Genomic DNA, 22329 nt, shown 5'->3' on the forward strand with positions numbered 1-22329 from the left:
TCCGAAACCTCAGCTTGCCAGAAATCGTGCACCTGAATCCCGAGCGGGTCCCGATGTCACAGGCATCAGGATTTTAAAGAGCCGAAGTCATTTCATGTGCCAACTATGTTGACAGGCTCCGTCGATGGCGGATGAGCGATGGATGAAACGAACGCCGCCGGGTGATATCGAAGGGAATGCCCTGATCGACAAGGAGACCCGGATGAACGGCAAGCGAATTTTCGACCAGTTGATGCAGCAGGCCAGTGGCAACCGCCGCCAGGGGGGTGTCGACGTGCAGGGCCTGGTAGAAGGCCTGTCGTCCCAGCTCAAGGGAGGGGCTGGTTCGGGCGGGAGTGCTGGCCAGGGAGGCGGTGTCGATATCAAGAGCCTGCTCGGCGGCGGCGCCCTGGGCCTGTTGGTCGGCTCCAAGCGCGGCCGCAAGCTCGGCGGCAAGGCGCTCAAGTACGGCGCCATCGCCGGGGCCGGCATGCTGGCCTGGAAGGCCTGGCAGAATACCCGGGGCGGTGTGTCGGCCGACGACGCCCATGAGGGGCAGCCCATGGAGCGCCTGCAGGGGGAGTCCCAGGAGCAGCGCAGCCTGGCGCTGTTGCAGGCGATGATCATGGCCGCCCGGGCCGATGGCCATATCGACGAGCGTGAGCGGGCCCGGATCACCGAGCAGATCGATGCCCTCGGCGCCGATGACGACCTGCATGCCTGGGTCGAGCGGCAGCTCAGCGCGCCGCTGGACGCCCTGGCCCTGGCGCGTCAGGCCGACTCGCCCCAGGCAGCCCGGGAAATGTACCTGGTCAGCGTGGCGGTGATCGATGACCAGAACCCCATGGAGCGCGCCTGGCTCGACCAGCTGGCCTCGGGCCTGGAGCTGGACGAGGCCATGAAGCAGGAACTCGAGCGGCAGGCCCTGCCGGCGGCCTAGGACGTGCTGTTCCGGGAGCCTGGCCATTAGCCCGACCCGGCTCGAAGGGGCGCAACAGAAGGGGGCGCCGTGCCGAGCACGGCGCCCCTTTGCCTGCAGGCTGCGATCAGCCGGGCTGGACTTCCTGCTGGCGATAGGTGTTGACGTCGTTACGCTCGCCCTCCCGCCAGACAAAGAGGTTGAACATCGCGTAAATCACGGCGATGACCGGGGTGATCAGCGCCAGGAAGGTCCAGCCCATGTAGTCCCAGGCCGACACGTCCAGCACGCCCATGTAGTAGGCCCCGCCCAGGCCCCAGGGGACGAGGGGGGAGGTCACGGTGGCGGAATCCTCGCAGGTGCGCGAGCAGACGGACGGCAGGATCTTGAGCTTGCGATAGGCCGGTACCAGCATGCGGCCCGGAATGATGATGGCGATATACTGACTCGCCGAGAACAGGTTGGTGGCCAGCGAGGACAGCACGTGGGTGATGATCAGGCCACGCGCGTTGCTGACCAGCGAGCCCATCTTGTCGAGCAGCACCTCGAGCATGCGCGTCTTTTCCAGCAGCCCGCCGAGGCTGAGACCGATGAAGCCCAGCGAGATGGTCCACATCATTTCCTGCAGGCCACCCCGGCTGAGCAGGCTGTCCACCGCCTCGATCCCGGTTTCCGACACGTAGCCATAGTTCATGAAGTTCATCATGTCGCCGATGGCCACGCCCTGGAGGGCCACTGCCATGGCCGCTCCCACCAGGCTGCCGATGACCATGACGGCCAGTGCACTCACCCGGAGATAGGCCAGCACCACCACGACCAGCGGCGGCAGGAAGGCCAGCAGGCCGACCGCGTAGTTCTCCTGGATACCCTGAAGGAGTCGGTCGGTCTGTGAGGTGTCGACGCCGCCGGTGTTGTAGCCCAGGCCGATGACGAAGAACAGCGCCGCCGAAATGATCAGGGCAGGGCCGGTGGTGTAGAACATGGAGCGTATATGGTCGAACAGGTTGGCTTCGGCGATCCCGGCCGCCAGGTTGGTGGAATCGGAGACGGGCGAGATCTTGTCGCCGAAGATGGCACCGGAGATGACGGCGCCGGCGGTCATGGCGGGGGGGATATCCAGACCGGTCCCGATGCCCATGAAGGCGACGCCAAAGGTCGCGGCGGTGGTCCAGGAACTGCCCGTGACCAGCGAGGCGATGGCGCACACGATCACCGCCGTGAACAGGAAGTAGGCAGGATTGATGAGCTGCAGGCCGTAATACACCAGCGACGGGATGGTGCCCGAGGCGATCCAGCTGGCGACGAGCACCCCGACCATCATCAGGATCAACATGGGCAGCATGGCGATTTCGCAGCCATACAGGATGCCCTTCTGGATATCGTGCCAGCTGAAGCCCGACAGCAGGGCGATGACGGCAGCGACCACGATGGCAAAGATCAGCGAGATATGGGTGACCCAGTCTTCCCCCAGGAGGAAGATCTGGGCAAACATCATGAAGCAGAGAAAACCGATGCAGCTTGCGGCCCCCAGGAACGAGGGACGTATGGATGAATCGGCGATTGTTGTATGGTGCAAGTGTTGCTCCTCCGAGAGTGGGGTGTCACTGGCCGATACCGGCACCGGCGTGAGCGGATCGACGAAGATTCTCTGCTGCTGGGACAAGTGCCGCGTCAGGCTTGGGCTCCCAGGTGCTTGCGCAGGAAGTGTTGGGTGCGTTCCTGGTCGGGGTGGCTGAACAGGTGGTCAGGGGTGTTGGCCTCGACCACCACGCCGCCATCCATGAACATCGCCCAGTCGGACACGTCGCGCGCGAAGGCCATCTCGTGGGTGACGATCAGCATGGTCATATGCTCCTCGGCCAGGCCCTTCATGACCCGGTTCACCTCCTCGACCAGTTCGGGGTCGAGCGCCGAGGTGGCCTCGTCGAAGAGCATCACCTTGGGCTGCATGGCCAGTGCCCGGGCGATGGCCACCCGCTGCTTCTGGCCCCCGGAGAGGGAGCTGGGGTAGGACTGTGCCTTGTCCGCCAGGCCCACGCGCTCGAGCAGCTCCATGCCCAGCTCACGGGCGTTACTGGCCTTCATGCCCTTGAGCTTTCTGGGTGCCAGGGTCACGTTTTCCAATGTCGAAAGGTGGGGAAACAGATTGAAGTGCTGAAACACCATGCCCATGTTCTGGCGAATGTGGTTGATGTGCCTCTCGAAGGCCAGGCCCTTCAGGTCGGGACGATTGACCTGAACGCCATCCAGCAAGATGCTGCCCTCGTCGATCACTTCCAGGTTGTTGATGGAGCGCAGCAGGGTGCTCTTGCCCGAGCCTGACGGGCCGATGATGGAGATGATCTTGCCGCGGTCGACTCTCAGGTCGATGCCCTTGAGCACTTCCAGGTCTCCGAAGCGTTTCTTGACTCCCTTGAGCTCGACCATCGGGGGCTCTGTTGACTGTGTCATGTAACGTCCTCGTTAGCGGCGATAGGCGGCGCGACGCTCGATTCGCGTCTGGCCGGCTTCCATCATCAGGTTGATCAGGTAGTAGATGACGGCGATGGTGATGTAGAACTCGAAGGGACGGAAGGTCACGCTGATGGCATATTGCGAGACATACACCATCTCGCCGATGCCGATGGCGGAGAGCACCGAGATATCCTTGACCATGATGATCATGTTGTTGCTCAGCTGGGGCAGGGCGCGATAGAAGGCCTGGGGAAGAATCACATAGAACAGCGTGTTCAGGTGCCCGAAACCCAGCGAGCGCGATGCCTCGTACTGGCCGCTCGATACCGACCTGATAGTGGCAATGAAGATGTCGGCGTTATAGGCCATGTAGTGAAAGCCCAGGCCCAGAATCCCCACCACGATGGCCGGTATCAGGATCAGCTCGCCGAGGCCGAAGTAAAGAAAGTAGAGCTGCAGCAGCAGCGGTGTGGTCATGAACAGCCAGATGAAGAAGCGCAGCGGCCAGTTCACCACCTTGCGGGTATACAGTGAGATTACCGCCACGATCTGGCCACCAATCACGGACATCACGGCGACGGCCAGACCGATCAGCAAGGTGACGCCGACGCCCTGCAGCAGCGTGGGCAAGTATTCAATGACGGGGCTGAAGTCGAATTCCATGGGGCTATCCTGGTTGTTGTGGCCCGGTAAGGCGCCCGGTAAGGGTTACAGGAAGGCGTAGCGTGTCGCCCGGCGATAGAGGAACTCCACGATGCCCATGACCGCATAGATGATGACGATGTACATCAGGGCGCTGAGCGTGAAGACTTCCAGGGGCTTGTAGGTGGAGCCAATCAGCCGCTGGGCCTGATAGGTCAGCTCGATCACCGAGATGATCGATACCAGCGAGGAGTTCTTGACCAGAATGATGGCCAGCACGCCGATCGAGCGGATCATCAGACCGGCGGCCTGGGGCAGGATGATATGCTGCAGGGTTTCCAAGCGACCGAAGCCCAGGGAGCGCGACGCCTCGTTCTGGCCACTGTCCACCGACTCGATGGCGCCACGAATCGCTTCGCTCATGTAGGCCCCGATATTGAAGGCGCCGACCACCACACCACAGGTGAAGGGGTCCAGGCGCAGGCCGACGGCAGGCCCGCCGTAGAAGACCAGCAACAGCTGCACGAAATAGGGCGTGCCACGCACCACGCTGATATAGGCACGAGCCAGCCAGCGAACGGGCGGGATTCGCGAGGTGCGCATAGCCACCAGCGCCGAGGCGATAAAGAAACCGAAGAACAGGGCGCGTGCGGAGATGTCCACGGTCACCCACGCCGCCTTCACCAGCAGCGGCGTGATCTCGATCATCAGATTGATGTCCATGATCCCTTCTATCCTGTTGTCGTATTGTCAGGAAGGGTGGGGGCAGCAGGGCCTGTGCCCTGCTGTGTCGATCCCATCAGTTGAATTCGACCCCTGGGCCGATCCACTTGTCGACGATCTCCTGGTAGGTGCCATCCGCCCGGATCTCGGCCAGCGCCTCGTTGAGCGCCTCCTTGAGCTGCGGTGAACCTTTCTGGACAGCGATGGCAGCGGGGAAGCGAGGCAGGTCGCCCACATCGACCTGCTTGATGGCGATATCGTCCTCGTTGAGCGCGACATAGACGGGAATGTCATCGGCGACCATGACGTCGATGCGACCGGTGGTGAGGGCATTGAGCATGTCGGGCAGCCCCTGGAAGGTCTGGTTGCGCCACCTCCCCTCGGCGTGCTCGGTAGCCCACTGGTTGCCGGTCTCGCCGAGTGTCGAGCCCACTCGCTTGCCCTCGAAGTCATCGATGCTGCTGACGTCATCGGTCTCTTCCTGCACCCAGATGGAGAGTCCCGAGCGGTAGTAGGGGTCGGTAAAGTCGACGGCCTTCCGGCGCTCCTCGGTAGCGCTCATGCTGCAGATGCAGGCATCGAAACGGCCGCCTGCCAGGGCGGCGACGATGCCGTTCCAGGGCGATGTCTGGATATTGACCTCGACGCCCATCTTTTCCGCCAGTGCCTTGGCGATATCCACATCGAAGCCAACCAGGTTGCCGCCCGTATCGACGTAGCTGAAGGGCGGGTAGGCGCCGGAATTGGCGACCTGGAAGACGTCACCCTGGATCTCGGGAAGATCCCGGGCCTGGGCCGGCAAGCTGGCCAGGGATAGGGCGCCGAGCAGCGTCAGGGCGCCGATGAAGGGACGATGGAAAGGCTTGTTGTGCTTTGTCATGTCAATGCCTGCTTGTTATGGGTTTGGCGTTATGAGTTTAGATTATGAATTTATGGGCCTGCAGGGTTCCGTTTTCGACGTTGACGATGCGTCGTGCGGCAATCACCTCCTGGTGGTGGTTCAGGGGGAGCGTTGCAGGTCGTTGCCTGCGCGAGTCATGCACGTTCGAGCAGCAGGGCGATGCCCTGGCCGCCGCCGATGCAGGCGGCGGCACAGCCGTAGCGTCCCTGCCGGTGCTGCAGCGTGCGGGCCAGGGTCCCGGCCAGGCGGATGCCGGTGGCGCCCAGGGGATGGCCCAGCGCCAGGGCGCCGCCGAAGACATTCACGCGCTCGGGATCCAGGCTCAGGGCCTCCATGGCATAGAGCGGCACGGCGCTGAAGGCCTCGTTGATCTCCCAGGCATCGATGTCGTCGATGCCCAGGCCGGTGATGCCCAGCACCCGCTCGATGGCCGCCGCCGCGCCGGCGCCCATGCGCTCCGGTGGCACGCCGCAGTCGACCACCTCGACCACCCGTGCCAGGGGCGAGAGGCCGTGGCGAACCAGGGTCGGCTCGGACATCACCAGCGCCGCGCCGGCACCGGAGGTCAGCGGTGAGCTGTTGCCGGCGGTGACCCGGCCGCGCTCCATGAAGGCCGGGTCGAGGTCGGCCAGGCGTTTCAGGGTGGTGTCGGGGCGGATATTGGCGTCGCGTGCGACCACCTCGCCGGCCGGGTTGACCAGGGCCAGGCGCTCGCCATCGAACCAGCCATCCCGCTCGGCCCGGGCGGCCCGCTGGTGAGAGCGCAGGGCGAAGGCGTCCATGGCCTCCCGGCTGATGCCGCTTTCCCGGGCCAGTCGCTCGGCGGTCAGCCCCATGTTCATGGCCACGGTCAGGTCCAGTTCGTCGGTGCCCTGGAGGGCCTCGGGGACCGTCAGCACGCCTTCCTGGAACAGGCTCGGGCCCATCGGCACCCGTGACATGTTCTCGAAGCCGCCGGCCACGCCGGCCTGGATGGCGCCGGCCTGGACCTCGCGCACCGTGCCGCGCAGGGCCGCCAGGCTCGAGCCGCACTGCTGGTCGATCTGCCGCGAGGCGCAGCCAAGCCCCAGCCGGGAAAGCCACTGGGGATAGCGTCCGCCGAAGCTCCACTGCTCCTTGACCGGCAGCGCGCAGCCGACGCTGAGGTCCTCGATGAGGTCGCCCTCGATCCCGCGACGGGTCAGCAGGGCGTCGATCACCTGGGCCAGCAGGGCGTCGCCGCGCTGGCCCGACCAGGCATCGACCTCGGGCTTGCGGGGGTGGGCGCGGGTGTAGGCGCTACGGGCGAAGTCGACGAGGTAGGCAGCGTTCATGAGGGGCTCCTTGGGGTGACATCGCCGTTGGCCCAGCGACTGATGAACAGCGCGTAGGTGGTCAGCACCCGGCGGATGGAGTCGATCTCGACACATTCGTCGACCCCATGGATGCGCTGGGCGACCGGGCCATAGCAGGTGCCGTTGATGCCTCCGGACACATGGAAGGCGCGCAGGTCGGTGGTGCAGGTCGACAGGTAGTGGGCCGGCGGTTCGCCCACCAGGTCCTCGTGGCAGCGCGACAGCAGGCGGATGCCGGGGGTCTCCAGATCGACCAGGTGGCCTTCGGAGCGGAAGCCATGGAACTCGACCCGGGGCGCGGGCGAGCCGTCGTGCATGGCCTGGTGGTGGTCGGCGATGACCTCGCGGACGCGCGCCATGACCTCATCGGGCGTCATGCCCGGCGGGAAGCCGACCCGCCCTTCGAGGATGGCGTGGGCCGGCACGCTGGAGGCCCAGTTGCCGCCCTCGATCTTGCCGATGCTGAGGTTGAAGGGGCGGTCCAGGGCCGCGTAGGGCGCGGGGCGGGGCAGGGCATTGATCTCGGCTTCCAGCGCCTTGAACGCCGGCATGTAGCTCTGCAGCGTCTCGATGGCATTGCTGCCGGCGCGGGTGTCGAGCACGTGGGCCGGCACGCCATCGATGCGCATGCGAAACCACAGCACGCCCACCTGGCCGCTGTAGATCTGCGCCCCGAAGGGCTCGGGGATCAGCACGAAGTCCCCGCTGTAGCCCTGGTGCAAGCAGGCCAGGGCGCCGTTGCCGGTGCACTCCTCCTCGATCACGGTCTGCAGGGTCAGCGGGAAGTCGATCGCTACGCCGGCCTGGCGGACGGCCTGCACGGCCATCACCATGGCGGCGATGCCGGCCTTCATGTCCCCGGCGCCTCGGCCATACAGCCAGCCATCCTGCTCCCAGGGTTCCCAGGGAGGCCGCGACCACATGTCGGTGGGTTCGGCCGGCACCACGTCCAGATGGCCGTTGAGCACCAGGTGGGGCTTCTCGGAGGCGGGGTTGAGTCGGCTGACCAGGTTGTAGCGCCCCTCGCTCGACCACTCGGTCGGCGCCCGGTGGGGATGGTCGGCGAAGCCCGGCGCATCGAGGGCTACGCGCTCCGCCGGCAGGTCCAGGCGCTCGAACCAGCGCTCCATGGTGTCGAGCGCCCCCCGCTCCTGGCCCAGCACGCTGTAGCCGCGCACCAGGTCCCGGGTCAGCGCCAGGGTGTCAGCCATCAGTGCCTCGCAGCGCGTGAGGATGCGTTTCTCGGTGGCATCCAGCATCAGAACCTCCCCAGCCGCGGCTCGTCGATGATCAATTCGGCCTCGGTGGCCGCCCGCAGCGTCGCCACGTCGAGTCCCTCGGCGATGTCCATCACCTCGAGGCCGGCGTCGGTCACCTGCATCACCGCCTTCTCGGTGATGATCCGCGAGACGCAGCGCGGTGCCGTCAGCGGCAGCCGGCAGTGCTTGAGGATCTTGGGATTGCCGTGCTTGTCGTTGTGCGAGCAGAGTACCACCAGCTTGTCGACCTTCTGGGCGAGTTCCATGGCCCCGCCGATGCCGGGGGAGAACTTGCCGGGGATCTTCCAGTTGGCCAGGTTGCCTTGCTGGTCGACCTCGAAGGCGCCCATGAAGGTGACGTCCACACGGCGGCGGCGAATCATCGCGAAGGAGAGCGCACTGTCGAAGACACTGGCGCCAGGGCGCGTGTCGATGTAGGCCCCGCCCGAATCGATCATCTCGAGATCGGGCTCGCCGCCGGGGGCGAGGGGCTGGCAGCCCAGCACGCCATTCTCGGAGTGCACCAGCACTTCCATCTCCGGTGTCAGGTAATCGAACAGCCGGGTGGGCAGACCGATGCCGAGGTTGACGATCTGGCCGGGCACCACCTCCCGGGCGGCGCGGGCGAGCATCCTTTCCTGATCAGACGACATGGGTTCGCCTCCCCTGCTCGCTGGTGGTTTCATCGACCCGCACGACCTGGCTCACGAAGGCACAGGGTGTTTGGATCGTCTCGGGCGCCAGGTGACCGGGGGCCTCGACCCGGAAAGCCTGGGCGATGACCCGGTCGGCTGCCATGGCCATCAGCGGATTGAAGTTGATGGCGGTGCCGCGGTAGACGAGGTTGCCGTAGGCATCGGCCAGATCGGCGTGGACCAGGGCGAAGTCGGCGTGGATGGCCGGCTCGATCGCCCAGCGTTGGCCGTCGCACTCGATCTCGCGGCGCGCGGCGGCGATCTCGGTGTCCAGCCCGATGTCGGTCAAAAAGCCGTAGTGACCGGCGCCGGCGCAGCGGATCTTCTCGGCCAGCAGGCCCTGGGGGTGGATCTCGACGGCCAGGCGGCCCCGATTCATCTCCTCGATGGCCACCCGGTTGAGACCGATGTGCGAGGTGATCAGCCGGTCGACCCGACCCGCACGGATCAGCCGGCCGATGCCGATATCCGGCTCGTTGGCGTCATTCTTGATCAGCGTCAGGTGCTTCTGTCCCTGGGCCAGCAACTCGTCGAGCAGGGCGAAGGGCGTGCCCGGCGAGCCGAAGCCGCCGACCATGATCGAGGCGCCGTCGGGGATGCCGGCAATGGCCGTCTCGAGGGTCGTGTGCTTGCGGTTGAGCAGTGTCATGAGGTCTCAGCCTGTGATGCCGTTGGCGGGGGAAGCGGCGAGTTCATCCAGCAGCGGGATCACCACCTCCCGGTCGAGCCGGTCGAGGGCCCGGGTGAGCCGCTCGAGCAGCAGCTCGGTCTCGCTCTCGCTGATGGTGAAGGGCGGGCTGACCAGGAAGTGGTCGCCGGCCAGGCCGTCCAGGGTTCGGCGGGGGTAGATGAGCAGGCCTTCCTCCTTGGCCAGTGCCGTTGTCCTGGCGAAGAGGTTGGCCTCGGCGGGGAAGGGCGTCTTCTCGACGGGATCCATGACCAGCTCCACGCCCCACAGCAGGCCGAGGCCGCGCACGTCACCGACCCACGGATAGCGGGACCGGAGCGCCTCCAGGCCCTGCTGGAGCTGGTGGCCGCGCGCCTTGACGTTGTCCAGCAGGTCCTCGCGGCGAACCGCCTCGACGGCGGCCAGGCCGGTGGCACAGGCCAGGGGGTTGCCGGCATAGGTGTGGCCGTGCTGGAAGCCGCCGCTGGCCATGACCGTCTCGACGATCGCCTCTCGGCACAGCAGGGCCCCCACCGGGTAGTAGCCGGCCCCCAGCCCCTTGGCGGTGGTCAGCAGGTCCGGCGTCACTCCCCACTGCTGGTAGGCGAACCAGCTGCCGGTGCGTCCCACGCCGCACAGCACCTCGTCGAAGATCAGCAGGCAGCCGAACTCGTCGCACAGTGCGCGCAGCCCCTCCAGATAGGCCCGGTCGACCAGGCGTGCCCCGGTGCTGGCGCCGCCCACCGGCTCCACCACGATGGCGATGACGGTATCGCCGCCGGCGGCCTCGATGCGCTCGCGGGTCTCGTTGAGCACGCGGCGGACATGGGCGTCGCGATCGCCGTCCCGCTGGCGATAGAAGTCCGGGCCGGGCACCTTGAGCGAGCCGAAGGTGATGTCGGCGAAGGGGGCCTCCAGGGGCTGGTAGCCGGTGACCCCGAGCGCGCCGAGGGTGCTGCCGTGATAGGAGGGACGCAGCGAGACGAAGTGGCGACGCCGGGACTCGCCCCGCGCCACGAAGTACTGCCGGGCCAGCTTGAGGGCCGACTCCACGGCCTCGGAGCCGCTGGAGACGAAGAACACTTTCTCCAGTTCGCCCTCGGTCATCTCGACCAGCGCCCGGGCCAGCGCCACGGCCGGGGCGTTCTCGAACTGGGTGCGATAGGTGAAGGCGACGCGATCGAGCTGGGCCAGCATGGCGTCGCGGATGTCCTCGCGGCCGTGGCCGAGATTGCAGGAGATGGCCCCGGCGCAGCCGTCGAGATATTGCTTGCCTTGGGTGTCCCACAGGAAGACGCCGCGGCCGTGACTGACTTCCGGCATGGCGGGACCGGCCTGGTAGAACAGGGGGGAGGTCGTCATCGTGTCGATCCGTTGTGGTTGTGATGTCGGGATATCGGCAGTCTAGGTAGCCTTGACGGGTTATTTCAATATATGATGTTTTTACCGAATTCTATGACTTTGAATCATGCCTGACGTCAATATCCACTCCCTCAAGGCCCTCGCCATCTTCAAGACGCTCTTCGAGGCGGGCACCGCCTCGCAGGCGGCGCGGACGCTGGGCATCACCCAGTCGGGGGTCAGTCGCTCGCTCTCCCAGCTGGAGCAGAACCTGGGGCTGACGCTGTTCCTGCGCGAGAAGAATCGCCTGGTGGCCACTCCCGAGGCTCGGGAGCTCTACGAGGAGATCCTGCGGCTGATGGGCAATATCGAGGAGCTGCGCCACAGCGTGCTGGCACTCAAGGAGTTCGGCACCTCGCGGCTGCGCATTGCGGCCATCCCGGGGCTGGCCTTCGGCTTCGTGCCGCGGTTGATCGCCGCGCTGCTCGAGGACAACCGGGGGTTCAGCATCAGCTTCGACATGATGTCGAGCCACGACGTGCTGCGGGAGGTGGAGTCCGGCCATGCCGACATCGGCTTCGTGACGCTGCCGGTGAGCTCCCGGGTGCTCCGGGTCGAGGAGTGGCTGACGACTCAGGCACGCTGCCTGGTGCCGCGGGGCCATGCGTTGAGCCGGCAGGCGCGGGTGACCGTCGACGACCTCAAGGACGAGTTCCTGGTGATCGGCAATCAGCCCAATGTCGGCGCCGACCCGCTGCTGAACCTGGCCGCGAGTCACGGCATCCACATCGCCGGCAAGACCGAGGCCAATATCGGGGCCATCACCGCGCTGGTGGCGAACGGCGTCGGGATCAGCGTGATGAACCCGATCACCGCCACCGATCAGCTCGCCGGCCGGGACGAGGTGGCGATGCTGCCCTTCACGCCCGAGATCGACTTCAGCTTCGGCCTGGTCTACCGGGACGACTGGAAGCATGCTCGGGCGCTGGAGTTCATCCGTGCCTGCGGCCGGGAGCTGTTGCAGGCCTATCCCCGCTGACCCGCGCCGCCCGCCCGGGGTGTCACCGCCCGCGCGCCGGTGGCATGCTAGCGGCTCGGGGAGCCATGACGCCGGTCGTTCGGCCCGGGCGGGCTCGCCGCTTTCGATCCAGACAGGGAAAGAGCGCGACATGTTGACCTTCTACAGTGACGAGACCCTCCGGCGCCGGGCGCGCACCGAGCTGGATGGGGGGCGCCTGGTGGTGCCCTACGAGAGTCCCGAGCGGGTCGAGCTGGTGCTCAAGCGGGTCCGCGAGGTCGGCCTCGGCGAGGTGCGTGCCCCCGAGACCTTCGGCCTGGCCCCGGTGCTGGCCGTGCATGATCGTGGCTACGTGGACTTCATCGCCGGTTGCTGGGACGAGTGGCAGGCGGCGGGGCGCACCGGTGAGGCGATCGCCTGGATCTGGCCGACGCGCACGCTGCGCGACGATGTCATCCCCGAACATATCGACGGGCGCCTGGGCCACTACGCCCAGTCCGCCGACACCTCGATCTGCGCGGGCACCTTCGAGGCCGCCATGGCCAGCAAGGACATCGCGCTCTCCGCCATGGCGCATACCCTGGCCACCGGCGAGCCGAGTTTCGGGTTGTGCCGGCCGCCCGGCCATCACGCCGCCAGCGATCAGTTCGGGGGCTACTGCTTCTTCAACAACGCCGCCATCGCCGCCCAGCATGCGCTCGACGAGGGCGTGGCGCGGGTGGCCGTGCTGGACGTCGACTTCCACCACGGCAACGGCACCCAGGAGATCTTCTACGCCCGGGACGACGTGCTCTTCGCCTCGCTGCACGGTGACCCGCGCAGCTGCTTCCCCTACTTCCTCGGCCACGCCGACGAGACCGGACGGGGGCGCGGAGAAGGCTACAATCTCAACTATCCCCTGCCGGCGGGTACTGCCTTCGTCGCCTGGTCGCGGGCGCTGGACGATGCCCTGCGGCGCATTCGCGACGCCGGCTGCGAGGTACTGGTGGTCTCGCTGGGGGTGGACGCCTTCGAGCACGACCCCATCAGCGCCTTCAGGCTGACCAGTGACGACTTCACCGAACTCGGCCGACGCCTCGCCACCCTGGGCCTGCCCACGACCTTCCTGCTCGAGGGCGGCTATGCGGTGGAAGAGATCGGCATCAATGCCGTCAACGTGCTGAGCGGCTTCGAGGCTGCTGCGCGCGAGGCCTGACGGCCCACCATCCCAGGAAAAAAGGAGTGATTCATGGCGCGAATCTTCGACGACAATTCGCAGTCGATCGGCAATACCCCGTTGGTGCGACTCAACCGGGTCAACGAGGGCGCGACGATCTGGGCCAAGATCGAGGGGCGCAACCCCGCCTACTCGGTGAAGTGCCGCATCGGCGCGGCGATGATCTGGGATGCCGAGGAGCGCGGCGCCCTCAAGCCTGGCATGACCATCATCGAGCCCACCAGCGGCAACACCGGCATCGCCCTGGCCTTCGTGGCGGCGGCCCGGGGCTACCCGCTGGTGCTGACCATGCCCGCCTCCATGAGCCTGGAGCGGCGCCAGGTGCTCAAGGCGCTGGGCGCCGAGCTGGTGCTCACCGAGCCGGCCAAGGGCATGCCCGGGGCGATCGCCATGGCGGAGGAGCTGGCCGAGGCGGAGCCCGGCAAGTACTTCCTGCCCCAGCAGTTCGAGAACCCGGCCAACCCGCGGATCCATGAGACCACCACCGGCCCCGAGATCTGGGAGGATACCGATGGCGAGGTGGATATCTTCGTCGCCGGCGTCGGCACCGGCGGCACCCTCACCGGCGTCTCCCGCTACATCAAGCGGACCCGGGGCAAGGCGATCACCACCGTGGCGGTGGAACCCGTCGCCTCGCCGGTGATCACCCAGGCGCGCAATGGGGAGGCACTGACCCCAGCCCCCCACAAGATCCAGGGTATCGGGGCCGGCTTCGTTCCCGCCAACCTGGACATGTCGCTGGTGGACCAGATCGAGACCGTGGACAACGACGAGGCCATCGCCATGGCCCATCGGCTGATGCAGGAGGAGGGTATTCTGTGCGGCATCTCCTGCGGCGCCGCCATGGTCGCCGCCCTGCGGGTTGCTCGCCAGCCCGAGAATCAGGGCAAGAACCTCGTCGTGGTGCTGCCGGACAGCGCCGAGCGCTACCTCTCCTCGGCGCTTTTCGCCGGCCGCTTCGGCGAGCAGGAAACCGTCCAGTAGGCCGTCCTCGGCACCCCTCGGGCCGCCGGGCCTGCCGTCCTAGCGGGGCGGCAGGCTCGGCACCCAGTCCACGGCCCCGAAGGTCTCCGCGCCGATCCAGGCCAGGAAGCCCAGGTAGATCGCCAGCAAAGTCACGCACTCCGGCCGGGTCAGCACCATGCCGGTGCGCATCATCAGGAACAGCGCCACGGTGGCACCGGTGAGGGCGGCCATCATCGGCGCGGCGATGGAGAAGTTGACCACGGCGGTGCCGGCGATCAGCACCCCGGCGGGAATGCACACCAGCAGATCGAAGGTATTGCTGCCCAGCACATTGGCGATGCTGGTCACGCCACGGCCCTGGCGGGCGGCGCGGATCGAGACGAAGGCATCGGGGATCGAGGTGCCGGCGGCGACCACCGTGATGCCCCACAGGAAACTCGGCGTAGCGAAGATCTCGCCGAAGTGGATGGCGGCCTGGACCAGCCCCTCCACGCCGACCACGATCACCCCGAGCGACAGCGCCAGCCGGGCCCATTCGCGTCCGGGGCGGATGTCTCGGGTGTCCATGTCCGCCTCGTGCTCCAGGGTGTCCTGGTACTGCACGAACAGGTAGAGCCCGTAGAGGGCCACTGGCATCAGCGCCAGCCAGCGGGTCATCTCGCCCCGGATGGCGCCCGTCTCGTCGGGCACGGGATGGTAGATGGCGGCGAAGGAGAAGGTCAGCGTCAGCACCGCCACCGCGATCATGTAGAACTGAGCCTCCTTGTAGACCAGGTCGCGGTTGGCGGTCAGCGCCTGGCGGCTGGCCAGGCCGGCGACGGCGGGTATCACCAGGATATTGAACAGCGCCGAGCCGACGATGGCCGCCACCCCGAGTTCGAACTCGCCATGCAGCAGGGTGGAGATCACGGTGGTGGAGAGCTCCGGGAAGCTCGACCCCACCGCGACCACGATGGCGCCCTGCACGATGTCGGGTAGCCGGTAGTAGGCCGAGAGGCGCTCGCTGCTGTGCTCGAGCAGTCCACTGCCCTTCCAGACGATGGCCGTGGCGATCACGGCGACGAGAGTCCAGGTCAGTATGGCAATCATGCGCTCTGTCCCTTCCGTTGGTGGCATGGCCCCTGAGGCGCCTTCAGCCTAACAGACCGACGTGGCCCTGCCGGGCCGACAACGCTCCCTGCCGGTATTGCACTGCCCGATGCTGCGCTGCAGGATGGCGCCTTTTGTCGGGGGAAGAGCATGCCACGTCTCGTCATGGCGGCGGTTCTCGTCGTGCTGTCGCTATCGGCCAGGGCCGACGCGGTGGTCGGCAGCTGGAACATCGAGCACCTGGGCTGGAACAACGGCAAGCGCGTCGACTTGGTCGCCCGGGTGGCCGACCGTTTCGACCTGCTGGCGGTGCAGGAGCTGATGGACCCGGCGGCGTTGGGGCAACTGGAGCAGGCCCTCGAGGCCGCCTCGGGCGAGCCCTGGTCGGCCATGGCCAGCCATGCCCTGGGGCGTGGCCGCTATCGGGAGCATTACGGCTTCCTGTGGCGGGAGGCCGAGGTCGAGTACCTCGACGGGGCGGTGGTGTTCCTCGACCATGGCGACGTGTTCGCCCGGGAACCCTATTCGGCGCGGTTTCGCGATCGCGAGAGCGGCGAGGCCTTCGTGGCCGCCTCGGTGCACGTGGTCTACGGCGACGGCACCGACGACCGCCTGCCGGAGATCGCCGCCCTGGCCGACTACTGGCGGTGGCTCGCCGAGGCGCATCCCGACACCCCCCGCCTGTTGATGGGCGACTTCAACCTGCCGCCGGACCACCCGGCCTGGGCGCCGCTGCGCGCGCTGGGGGCGGTGCCGGCCATCACCGACCAGGCGACCACCCTGTCCGAGGCCGACGGGCGCTACGCGAGTCGCTACGACAATATCTGGTATCGCCCGGACCGCCTGAGTCCCGCCGACCTCGGCGTGGTCCGCTATCCCGCCCTGGTGGGGCTCGGCCATCACCGCGCCCGGAAGCGCGTCTCGGACCACGCGCCGGTCTACCTGGCCCTGCACGGTGGTCGGCTGGCGAGCCTGGCCGGTCAGGATGACGCGGCGGTGATGGCGGGCCACTGCATCGACCTCAACGCCAGCTCACCGGCTGCGTTGCAGGGCCTGCCCCACGTCGGCCCGGCCCGGGCCGCGGCCATCGTCGCCGGCCGTCCCTGGCACGATGCCACCGAGCTGACGCGCATCCGCGGCATCGCCGAGGCTCGGCTCGACGAGATTCGCGGCAGCGGCCGGCTGTGCGATCGCTGAGGGCCTCGGGGCCGCGACGCTCAGCTCGTGCCCCGGGACGGCCCGGCGCGCCGGCCGAGCCAGCGGCGGTGGTCGAGCCGCCAGATCAGCCGGAAGCCCTTGAGCAGCAGGACGAGCATGGCCAGGGGCAGCAGCAGGGTCCGGAACAGGAACAGCGCCATCAGGGTCAGCATGGCGGTGACTGACGCCTCCACCCGGCCGGAGAGAGCCTCGAGACTCGTTGCGTTGCGCAGCGAGGCGAGCCGCGCCGTCAGGCCGGACAGCCAGCCTTCGTCCGGCTCGCCACTCAGGGCCTCATGAGTCGCGGCGATGTCCGCCTCGAGCCGCTCCCATCGATCGGCGAGGCGGCGCTGTGCCTCACGGCTCTCGTCCCGCCGCTCGCGCCGTGCCTCGAGGTGCCGCTGCAGGCGCGCCTGAGCGTCATCCCGGCGGAAGAGGTTGAGCCGCTCGACGAGCCCTAGCTGGCTCTCGTGGCGGGCCAGGTCGGCACTGGCCCGGTCCACGGCGGCCCTGGCTGCCGCCAGGCGCTGCTGGCCCTCGGCCCGCTCGGCGGCCAGGCGCTGCCTGTCCGCCTCGAGCCGCGTCAGGCGCTGCTCGAGCGCGTCCCGGGAGCGCTCGCCCAGGGGCGCGCGACCCTCCAGCCCAGCGATGTCATGGGCCAGGCCGTCGACGGTGGCCATATTGCTCTCGGCCCGGGCGTCGATGACGGCCTGGTCGACCAGCCCGTTGAGCAACATGGCGACGACGAGCACGAAGCGGGCCAGCGCGGCCAGCAGGAAGGCCTTGAGGAAGAACGGCGCATGGCGTCCCCGGCGCAGGACGAGGCTGAGGACCAGCAACAGGCCGCTCAGCGTCAGCAGCAGCTTGAAAAGGTCGGTGGAGACGATCTCGATCAGCACCTTCTGGGTGACCAGGGAGCCGATCGACAGCTGCATGATGTCCGCGTAGTCCTCGACCATGTCGTTCAGCGGGTCGAGCACCTCAAGTGGTTGGGTGCTGGCCACCCCGACGCCCACCTCGGTGGATTGCAGCACCGAGATGCCGCCATTGAGGGCGCGGGCGGTGGCGAAGGCCGCCAGGGCCTGGGCCATGGCGGCCTCGACATAGGCCTCCGTGCGGCGATCGGCGGTATCCCGCAAGGACATCAGCACCATGGCGGCGGCCATCAGGCAGAGGATGGCCGTGCGCGACCGGGGCGAGAGTCTGTCCATCTTGGTGTCTTGCCTGTGGTGTCTAAGGGGCGGGAGCGGGGCCCGCGGCGATGGCGATCACTGTGGCGCGCCGGCGGGGACGGCGCAAGCCGCCCGGAGCGGCCTTCTGGGACGGCAGAGTCCCCGGCCTTTGCGCCCCGGCCGCCACCCGGTAGAATGAAGTCACTTTTCCCCGGGCCTGTCGGCGAGCGAGTCTCGCGTCGGCGAGGCTACCGTGTTCGGCTGCCAGCCAGCCCAGCTGCAAGGATTCCGAGCTGCATGAGCTATCAGGTTCTGGCCCGCAAGTGGCGGCCGCGTACCTTCCATGAACTGGTCGGTCAGGAGCATGTCCAGCGTGCCCTGGTCAATGCCCTGGACCAGGGCCGGCTGCACCACGCTTACCTGTTCACCGGTACCCGCGGCGTGGGCAAGACGACGCTGGCGCGGATCCTGGCCAAGTGCCTGAACTGCACCGCGGCGGGGCAGGGCGACGATGGCGTGACTTCCACCCCCTGCGGCCAGTGTCCCAGCTGCCTGGCCATCGACGAGGGGCGTTTCGTCGACCTGATCGAGGTCGATGCCGCGTCGCGTACCAAGGTGGAGGACACCCGCGAGCTGCTCGACAACGTGCAGTACGCGCCCACCCAGGGGCGCTACAAGGTGTATCTCATCGACGAGGTGCACATGCTCTCCACCAGCAGCTTCAATGCGCTGCTCAAGACCCTGGAAGAGCCACCGCCCCACGTGAAGTTCCTGCTGGCCACCACCGATCCGCAGAAGCTGCCACCCACGGTGCTATCGCGCTGCCTTCAGTTCACCCTCAAGCACATGCCGCCGGAGCGGATCGTTGGCCACCTCTCCACGGTCCTCGACGCCGAGGCGGTACCCTTCGAGGAGTCTGCCCTGTGGCTGCTGGGCAAGGCGGCCGAGGGCTCCATGCGCGACGCCATGAGCCTCACCGACCAGGCCATCGCCTTTGGTCAGGGCGAGGTGCGCCACGCCGACGTCGCGGCCATGCTCGGCACCCTGGACCACCGTCATGTGTTGGCACTGATCGAGGCCCTGGCCGACATCGACGCCGCCCGGGTGCTCGCCGAGGTGGCGGCCCTGGCCGAGCAGGGGCCCGATTTCGCGGCGGTGCTCGATGACGTCACCGGCGTGCTGCACCGTCTGGCCATCGCCCAGATGGTGCCCGAGGCCCTGGACAACGGTCACGGCGATCGCGACTCGCTGCTGGCCCTGGCCGGCCGCTTCACCGCCGAGGATATCCAGCTCTACTACCAGATCGGCATCCAGGGGCGCGGCGACATGGCCCATGCCCCGGATCTGCGCACCGCCCTGGAGATGACCCTGCTGCGCATGCTGGCCTTCCGGCCTCAGGGCGTGCCCCAGCCGGCCAAGACGCCGCTGCCGTTGCGCGGCGATCCCGGCACGCCGCCGGCCAGCCAGGGCGAGGACGCGACCGGTGCGCCGGCGGCGCCCCAGGTCGACGCGCCGGCGGCCGCCAGGGCACCGGCCGCCGAGGCATCGCCGGAGGCTCCAGCCCCGGCCGAGCCGTCACCCGGGGCCACGGACGTGGTCTCGCCGCCCCCCCAGTCCCGGCCATCGAGCTCGCCGTCACCCTCCGTGACCCCACCGGCTGCGTCGGACCCGGCGCCCGGCGCCCTGCCAGCCGAGCCACCGCCGCCCTGGGAGCCCGCCGAGGCGACGCCGCCATCGGTGCAGCCGAGCCCAGCGGAGGCCCCGGCTGCCGAGCCGCCGTCCCCGGAGGCGCCACCAGAGGCGCCCGTCGCGACGTCGAGCAGCGAGCCGGCCCTGGCGAGCGGGGCCGGCACGGGCGAACTCAGCCATGCGGCCTGGCTGGAGGGCTTCGACGCCCTCGGTCTGTCGGGGCTGACTCGCAACCTGGCGGCGCATTGCGTGGTCGAAGCGGACGACGGCAGCGAACTCACGCTTCGGCTCGATCCCTCCCAGGCGGCCATGCAGGCCGAGGTCCACGTGTCGCGTATCCGCGAGGCCCTGGCGGCGGCGGGGGTCGAGCGCCGCCTGACCATCGCCGACGGCCCCCTGCCCGAGGGGATCGAGACGCCTCGCCAGCGCGCCGACCGCCTTGCCGCCGAGCGACACGCCCAGGCGGTTGAAGCCCTGCAGGCCGACCCGCAGATACAGAAGTTGCAGCAGACCTTCGGGGCGCGCCTGATCGAGGCCAGCGTGAAGCCCGCCGACGCGGCGGCACGCCCCTGACCGGTCATCACCACGACCCGATGCACGATCATTCAATCGAGAGGATACCGCCATGATGAAGGGTGGAATGGGCAACCTGATGAAGCAGGCCCAGGAGATGCAGGAGAAGATGCAGAAGGCCCAGGAGGAGGTCGCCAAGGCCGAGGTCCAGGGCGAGGCCGGGGCCGGCATGATCAAGGTGACCATGAACGGCCGCCACGATGTGATCAAGGTCGATATCGACCCGAGCGTCATGGAGGAAGACAAGGAGCTGCTCGAGGACCTGCTTGCCGCGGCGGTCAACGACGCCGTACGCAAGGTCGAGGCCAGCTCCAAGCAGATGATGGAAGAGGCCACCGCTGGGCTGAACCTGCCGCCCGGCTTCAAGATGCCTTTCTGACGACGTGGACTCAGCATGAGCTTTTCCCCCCTGGTCGAGCGACTCATGGAGTCGCTGCGGGTACTGCCCGGCGTCGGGCCCAAGACCGCCCAGCGCATGGCCATGCATCTGCTCGAGCGCGACCGTGACGGCGGCCGGCGGTTGACCGAAGTGCTCGGCGTGGCCCTCGAGGAGGTCGGCTACTGTCGTCGCTGCCGGACCCTGACCGAGGCGCCGGTCTGCACGCTCTGCGAGAGCGCCCGACGCGACGACGCCGTGCTGTGCGTGGTGGAGTCCCCTGCCGACCAGCTCGCCATCGAGGAGGCGGGCGGCTACCAGGGACGCTACTTCGTGCTGCATGGCCACCTGTCGCCGCTGGACGGCATCGGCCCCGAGGACATCGGCCTCGACCAGCTCGAGGCCCGGGTGGCCGAGGGCGGTGTCATCGAGGTGATCCTGGCCACCAATCCCACCGTGGAAGGCGAGGCCACCGCCCACTACATCGCCGCCCAGCTCGCGCCGCAGGGCGTGACGCTGTCGCGTCTCGCCTACGGCGTGCCCATGGGCGGCGAGCTCGAGTATGTCGATGGCGGCACCCTGAGCCGTGCCTTCACCGGTCGCCTGCCCTTCCAGGGCGAGTGACCGCCGACCACCATCCTCCGGAACCCCGCATGCCCCTGACCCCCGAGATTCGCTGGATCGATACCCCCGAGGCCCTCGACGCGGCCTGTGCCGAGGTGGCCCAGGCCGACGTCGTCGCCCTGGATACCGAGTTCTTCCGCGAGCGGACCTTTCATCCCGTGCCGGCGCTCATCCAGTTCTGCGCCGGTGGGCCGGCATATCTGGTCGACCCGCTGGAAGTGGCCTGCACCGAGGCCTTCCGTCGCCTGCTGGCCGAGGGGCCGCTGAAGCTGCTGCATGCCTCCAGCGAGGATCTGGAGGTGCTCGCCCACTGGGCTGGCGTGGCGGTGGCGCCGCTGGTGGATACCCAGATCGCCCAGTCGCTGCTCGGCGAGGTGCCCGCCATGGGCTACCAGAAGCTGGTCGAGTTCTGGGTCGGCGAGACCCTGCCCAAGGACGAGACGCGTTCCAACTGGCTGGAGCGGCCGCTCTCCGAGGCCCAGAAGCGCTATGCCGCCCTGGATGTGGTTTACCTGCTGGATGTCTGGGCCGGTCAGCGCGAGGCGCTCGTGCGCCATGGCAGGCTGGCGTGGCTGGAGGAGGACTGTGCGGAGCTGCTCGCCCAGGCGCGCAACGATGAAGCGGATGGCCAGTGGTACCGGCGCCAGCGCCAGTTGTGGCGACTCTCGCCGCGTCAGATCGAGGCCTACCGGCGGCTGACCACCTGGCGCGAGGGCGAGGTGCGCCGCCGCGACCTGCCGCGCAGCTGGCTGGTCAGCGACAAGCTGCTGTACGCCATCGCCGAGCGGATGCCCGAGAATCGCTATGAGCTGGCCGGGGTGGAGGGCATCAAGCCGCCGCTGGTCAAGCGCGAGGGCGACAACCTGCTGGCGCTGGTGCGCGAGGCGCGCCATGCCGATGACGACAGCTTGCCGGCGGCGCCGCTGTCGCCCATGGAGCCGGCCTTCAAGAAGCTCGTCAAGGCCATGAAGAAGGCGGTGGGCGCCGAGGCAGAGGCCCTGGGCGTGGCCCCGGAAGTGCTGCTGCGTCGCCGTGAGCTGGAGGCCCTGGCCACTGCGCAGCTCAACGGCAAACCCCTGCCGCTGCCCACCGGGTGGCGTGGCGAGCGGCTTGCCGATGCCCTGGAACAGGCCCTGAACCAGACGGGGGACCCCGCATGACCACCATGAACGGCAAGCTGCTGTGCGAGATCTTCAAGAGCTCGCGCCATGACGAGATGTACCTCTACGTTGACAAGCGCCGGGGCCTCGAGGATGTGCCCGAGGTGCTGCTCGAGCGTTTCGGCACGCCGCTTTCCGCCATGACGCTGATCCTCACCCCGGACAAGCCTCTGGCCCGGACCAGCGCCGGCGCGGTCATGGCCGCCATCGACGACAAGGGCTTCTACCTGCAGATGCCGCCGGCCAAGGAGGACTATCTACTGGATCTCTATCGCACCCCCACCGAGGCCCGCTATTAGCCTATCGCGCCCGATTTCACGCGTGGCCTATTGAGG

The 22329-nt window shown here is 67.9% G+C and carries 22 protein-coding genes; 10 read left to right on the top strand and 12 right to left on the bottom strand.

Annotated elements, in window-relative coordinates; translation table 11 throughout:
* The first annotated feature begins 202 nt into the window (after positions 1–202).
* A complete protein-coding gene (locus EKG36_RS06350) occupies positions 203–919 on the top strand; it encodes a tellurite resistance TerB family protein (protein WP_126482629.1) in 717 nt (238 codons plus the stop codon).
* A gap of 106 nt (positions 920–1025) precedes the next feature.
* On the opposite strand, the gene nhaC is transcribed toward EKG36_RS06350, so the two are convergent.
* The 10 genes from nhaC to EKG36_RS06400 form a co-directional block, all read right to left on the bottom strand.
* Positions 1026–2474, bottom strand: coding sequence for a Na+/H+ antiporter NhaC (gene nhaC, locus EKG36_RS06355; protein ID WP_126482202.1), 1449 nt, complete (start codon positions 2472–2474; stop codon positions 1026–1028).
* Positions 2475–2569: 95 nt separating this feature from the next.
* Positions 2570–3349, bottom strand: a complete 780-nt coding sequence (locus EKG36_RS06360; RefSeq protein ID WP_425459579.1) for an amino acid ABC transporter ATP-binding protein — start codon at positions 3347–3349, stop codon at positions 2570–2572.
* A gap of 12 nt (positions 3350–3361) precedes the next feature.
* The gene (locus EKG36_RS06365; protein WP_126482204.1) at positions 3362–4015 is read right to left on the bottom strand and encodes an amino acid ABC transporter permease; all 654 of its coding nucleotides are present in this window, start codon (positions 4013–4015) and stop codon (positions 3362–3364) included.
* A 45-nt stretch (positions 4016–4060) separates the two neighbouring features.
* A complete protein-coding gene (locus EKG36_RS06370; RefSeq protein ID WP_126482206.1) occupies positions 4061–4717 on the bottom strand; it encodes an amino acid ABC transporter permease in 657 nt (218 codons plus the stop codon).
* Between the two features lie 76 nt (positions 4718–4793).
* A complete protein-coding gene (locus EKG36_RS06375) occupies positions 4794–5597 on the bottom strand; it encodes a transporter substrate-binding domain-containing protein (RefSeq protein WP_126482208.1) in 804 nt (267 codons plus the stop codon).
* A 155-nt stretch (positions 5598–5752) separates the two neighbouring features.
* On the bottom strand, positions 5753–6931 hold the full coding sequence (locus EKG36_RS06380; RefSeq protein WP_126482210.1) for an acetyl-CoA C-acyltransferase: 1179 nt from the start codon (positions 6929–6931) through the stop codon (positions 5753–5755).
* Positions 6928–8211 carry an ArgE/DapE family deacylase gene (locus EKG36_RS06385; protein WP_126482212.1) on the bottom strand — a complete coding sequence of 428 codons (1284 nt, stop codon included), beginning with the start codon at positions 8209–8211 and terminating at the stop codon, positions 6928–6930. Before EKG36_RS06385 ends, EKG36_RS06380 begins: the two co-directional genes overlap by 4 nt.
* Positions 8211–8864: a 3-oxoacid CoA-transferase subunit B gene (locus EKG36_RS06390; protein WP_126482214.1), complete on the bottom strand. Its 654-nt coding sequence runs from the start codon at positions 8862–8864 to the stop codon at positions 8211–8213. The genes EKG36_RS06385 and EKG36_RS06390 overlap by 1 nt, the downstream gene beginning before the upstream one ends.
* Positions 8854–9555: a CoA transferase subunit A gene (locus EKG36_RS06395; protein ID WP_126482217.1), complete on the bottom strand. Its 702-nt coding sequence runs from the start codon at positions 9553–9555 to the stop codon at positions 8854–8856. Before EKG36_RS06395 ends, EKG36_RS06390 begins: the two co-directional genes overlap by 11 nt.
* Positions 9556–9561: 6 nt before the next feature.
* Entirely contained in the window at positions 9562–10935 is a 1374-nt protein-coding gene (locus EKG36_RS06400) for an aminotransferase family protein (RefSeq protein WP_126482219.1), read from the bottom strand.
* A 106-nt stretch (positions 10936–11041) separates the two neighbouring features.
* Here EKG36_RS06400 and EKG36_RS06405 point away from each other — a divergent pair, with 106 nt between their 5' ends.
* The 3 genes from EKG36_RS06405 to cysK all read left to right on the top strand — a co-directional run bounded on the left by EKG36_RS06405 (position 11042) and on the right by cysK (position 14132).
* The gene (locus EKG36_RS06405) at positions 11042–11953 is read left to right on the top strand and encodes a LysR family transcriptional regulator (protein ID WP_126482221.1); all 912 of its coding nucleotides are present in this window, start codon (positions 11042–11044) and stop codon (positions 11951–11953) included.
* Positions 11954–12083: 130 nt separating this feature from the next.
* Entirely contained in the window at positions 12084–13127 is a 1044-nt protein-coding gene (locus EKG36_RS06410) for a histone deacetylase family protein (RefSeq protein ID WP_126482223.1), read from the top strand.
* Positions 13128–13160: 33 nt separating this feature from the next.
* Complete coding sequence (cysK, locus tag EKG36_RS06415; protein WP_126482225.1) at positions 13161–14132, top strand: cysteine synthase A; 972 nt, start codon at positions 13161–13163, stop codon at positions 14130–14132.
* A 39-nt stretch (positions 14133–14171) separates the two neighbouring features.
* On the opposite strand, the gene EKG36_RS06420 is transcribed toward cysK, so the two are convergent.
* Complete coding sequence (locus tag EKG36_RS06420; RefSeq protein WP_126482227.1) at positions 14172–15203, bottom strand: sodium:calcium antiporter; 1032 nt, start codon at positions 15201–15203, stop codon at positions 14172–14174.
* Positions 15204–15353: 150 nt separating this feature from the next.
* Here EKG36_RS06420 and EKG36_RS06425 point away from each other — a divergent pair, with 150 nt between their 5' ends.
* The gene (locus tag EKG36_RS06425; protein WP_126482229.1) at positions 15354–16400 is read left to right on the top strand and encodes an endonuclease/exonuclease/phosphatase family protein; all 1047 of its coding nucleotides are present in this window, start codon (positions 15354–15356) and stop codon (positions 16398–16400) included.
* A gap of 20 nt (positions 16401–16420) precedes the next feature.
* Here EKG36_RS06425 and EKG36_RS06430 read toward each other — a convergent pair whose 3' ends face one another.
* The gene (locus EKG36_RS06430) at positions 16421–17611 is read right to left on the bottom strand and encodes a hypothetical protein (RefSeq protein WP_126482231.1); all 1191 of its coding nucleotides are present in this window, start codon (positions 17609–17611) and stop codon (positions 16421–16423) included.
* A gap of 258 nt (positions 17612–17869) precedes the next feature.
* Here EKG36_RS06430 and dnaX point away from each other — a divergent pair, with 258 nt between their 5' ends.
* From dnaX to EKG36_RS06455, 5 genes are read left to right on the top strand one after another with little or no spacing between them, the layout of a single operon-like run.
* Positions 17870–19834 carry a DNA polymerase III subunit gamma/tau gene (dnaX, locus tag EKG36_RS06435; protein WP_126482233.1) on the top strand — a complete coding sequence of 655 codons (1965 nt, stop codon included), beginning with the start codon at positions 17870–17872 and terminating at the stop codon, positions 19832–19834.
* 52 nt (positions 19835–19886) lie between these two features.
* Positions 19887–20213, top strand: coding sequence for a YbaB/EbfC family nucleoid-associated protein (locus EKG36_RS06440; protein WP_126482235.1), 327 nt, complete (start codon positions 19887–19889; stop codon positions 20211–20213).
* 15 nt (positions 20214–20228) lie between these two features.
* Positions 20229–20834, top strand: a complete 606-nt coding sequence (gene recR / locus EKG36_RS06445) for a recombination mediator RecR (protein WP_126482237.1) — start codon at positions 20229–20231, stop codon at positions 20832–20834.
* Positions 20835–20863: 29 nt separating this feature from the next.
* Positions 20864–21994, top strand: coding sequence for a ribonuclease D (gene rnd / locus EKG36_RS06450; protein ID WP_126482239.1), 1131 nt, complete (start codon positions 20864–20866; stop codon positions 21992–21994).
* Positions 21991–22293: a YcgL domain-containing protein gene (locus tag EKG36_RS06455; protein ID WP_126482241.1), complete on the top strand. Its 303-nt coding sequence runs from the start codon at positions 21991–21993 to the stop codon at positions 22291–22293. Before rnd ends, EKG36_RS06455 begins: the two co-directional genes overlap by 4 nt.
* Positions 22294–22329 lie beyond the last annotated feature (36 nt).

It is taken from the genome of Halomonas nitroreducens, assembly GCF_003966155.1.
Taxonomy (GTDB): domain Bacteria; phylum Pseudomonadota; class Gammaproteobacteria; order Pseudomonadales; family Halomonadaceae; genus Halomonas; species Halomonas nitroreducens.

Excerpts from the sequence above, each read along its gene's own strand:
- EKG36_RS06375 (WP_126482208.1), bottom strand. The coding sequence starts at position 5,597 with ATGACAAAGCACAACAAGCCTTTCCATCGTCCCTTCATCGGCGCCCTG.
- EKG36_RS06385 (WP_126482212.1), bottom strand. The coding sequence starts at position 8,211 with ATGCTGGATGCCACCGAGAAACGCATCCTCACGCGCTGCGAGGCACTG.
- EKG36_RS06430 (WP_126482231.1), bottom strand. The coding sequence starts at position 17,611 with ATGGACAGACTCTCGCCCCGGTCGCGCACGGCCATCCTCTGCCTGATG.
- EKG36_RS06390 (WP_126482214.1), bottom strand. The coding sequence starts at position 8,864 with ATGTCGTCTGATCAGGAAAGGATGCTCGCCCGCGCCGCCCGGGAGGTG.
- EKG36_RS06405 (WP_126482221.1), top strand. The coding sequence starts at position 11,042 with ATGCCTGACGTCAATATCCACTCCCTCAAGGCCCTCGCCATCTTCAAG.
- EKG36_RS06455 (WP_126482241.1), top strand. The coding sequence starts at position 21,991 with ATGACCACCATGAACGGCAAGCTGCTGTGCGAGATCTTCAAGAGCTCG.
- EKG36_RS06350 (WP_126482629.1), top strand. The coding sequence starts at position 203 with ATGAACGGCAAGCGAATTTTCGACCAGTTGATGCAGCAGGCCAGTGGC.
- cysK (WP_126482225.1), top strand. The coding sequence starts at position 13,161 with ATGGCGCGAATCTTCGACGACAATTCGCAGTCGATCGGCAATACCCCG.
- dnaX (WP_126482233.1), top strand. The coding sequence starts at position 17,870 with ATGAGCTATCAGGTTCTGGCCCGCAAGTGGCGGCCGCGTACCTTCCAT.
- EKG36_RS06360 (WP_425459579.1), bottom strand. The coding sequence starts at position 3,349 with ATGACACAGTCAACAGAGCCCCCGATGGTCGAGCTCAAGGGAGTCAAG.
- EKG36_RS06410 (WP_126482223.1), top strand. The coding sequence starts at position 12,084 with ATGTTGACCTTCTACAGTGACGAGACCCTCCGGCGCCGGGCGCGCACC.
- EKG36_RS06395 (WP_126482217.1), bottom strand. The coding sequence starts at position 9,555 with ATGACACTGCTCAACCGCAAGCACACGACCCTCGAGACGGCCATTGCC.
- EKG36_RS06400 (WP_126482219.1), bottom strand. The coding sequence starts at position 10,935 with ATGACGACCTCCCCCCTGTTCTACCAGGCCGGTCCCGCCATGCCGGAA.
- EKG36_RS06365 (WP_126482204.1), bottom strand. The coding sequence starts at position 4,015 with ATGGAATTCGACTTCAGCCCCGTCATTGAATACTTGCCCACGCTGCTG.
- EKG36_RS06440 (WP_126482235.1), top strand. The coding sequence starts at position 19,887 with ATGATGAAGGGTGGAATGGGCAACCTGATGAAGCAGGCCCAGGAGATG.
- EKG36_RS06425 (WP_126482229.1), top strand. The coding sequence starts at position 15,354 with ATGCCACGTCTCGTCATGGCGGCGGTTCTCGTCGTGCTGTCGCTATCG.
- EKG36_RS06370 (WP_126482206.1), bottom strand. The coding sequence starts at position 4,717 with ATGGACATCAATCTGATGATCGAGATCACGCCGCTGCTGGTGAAGGCG.
- recR (WP_126482237.1), top strand. The coding sequence starts at position 20,229 with ATGAGCTTTTCCCCCCTGGTCGAGCGACTCATGGAGTCGCTGCGGGTA.
- rnd (WP_126482239.1), top strand. The coding sequence starts at position 20,864 with ATGCCCCTGACCCCCGAGATTCGCTGGATCGATACCCCCGAGGCCCTC.
- EKG36_RS06380 (WP_126482210.1), bottom strand. The coding sequence starts at position 6,931 with ATGAACGCTGCCTACCTCGTCGACTTCGCCCGTAGCGCCTACACCCGC.
- EKG36_RS06420 (WP_126482227.1), bottom strand. The coding sequence starts at position 15,203 with ATGATTGCCATACTGACCTGGACTCTCGTCGCCGTGATCGCCACGGCC.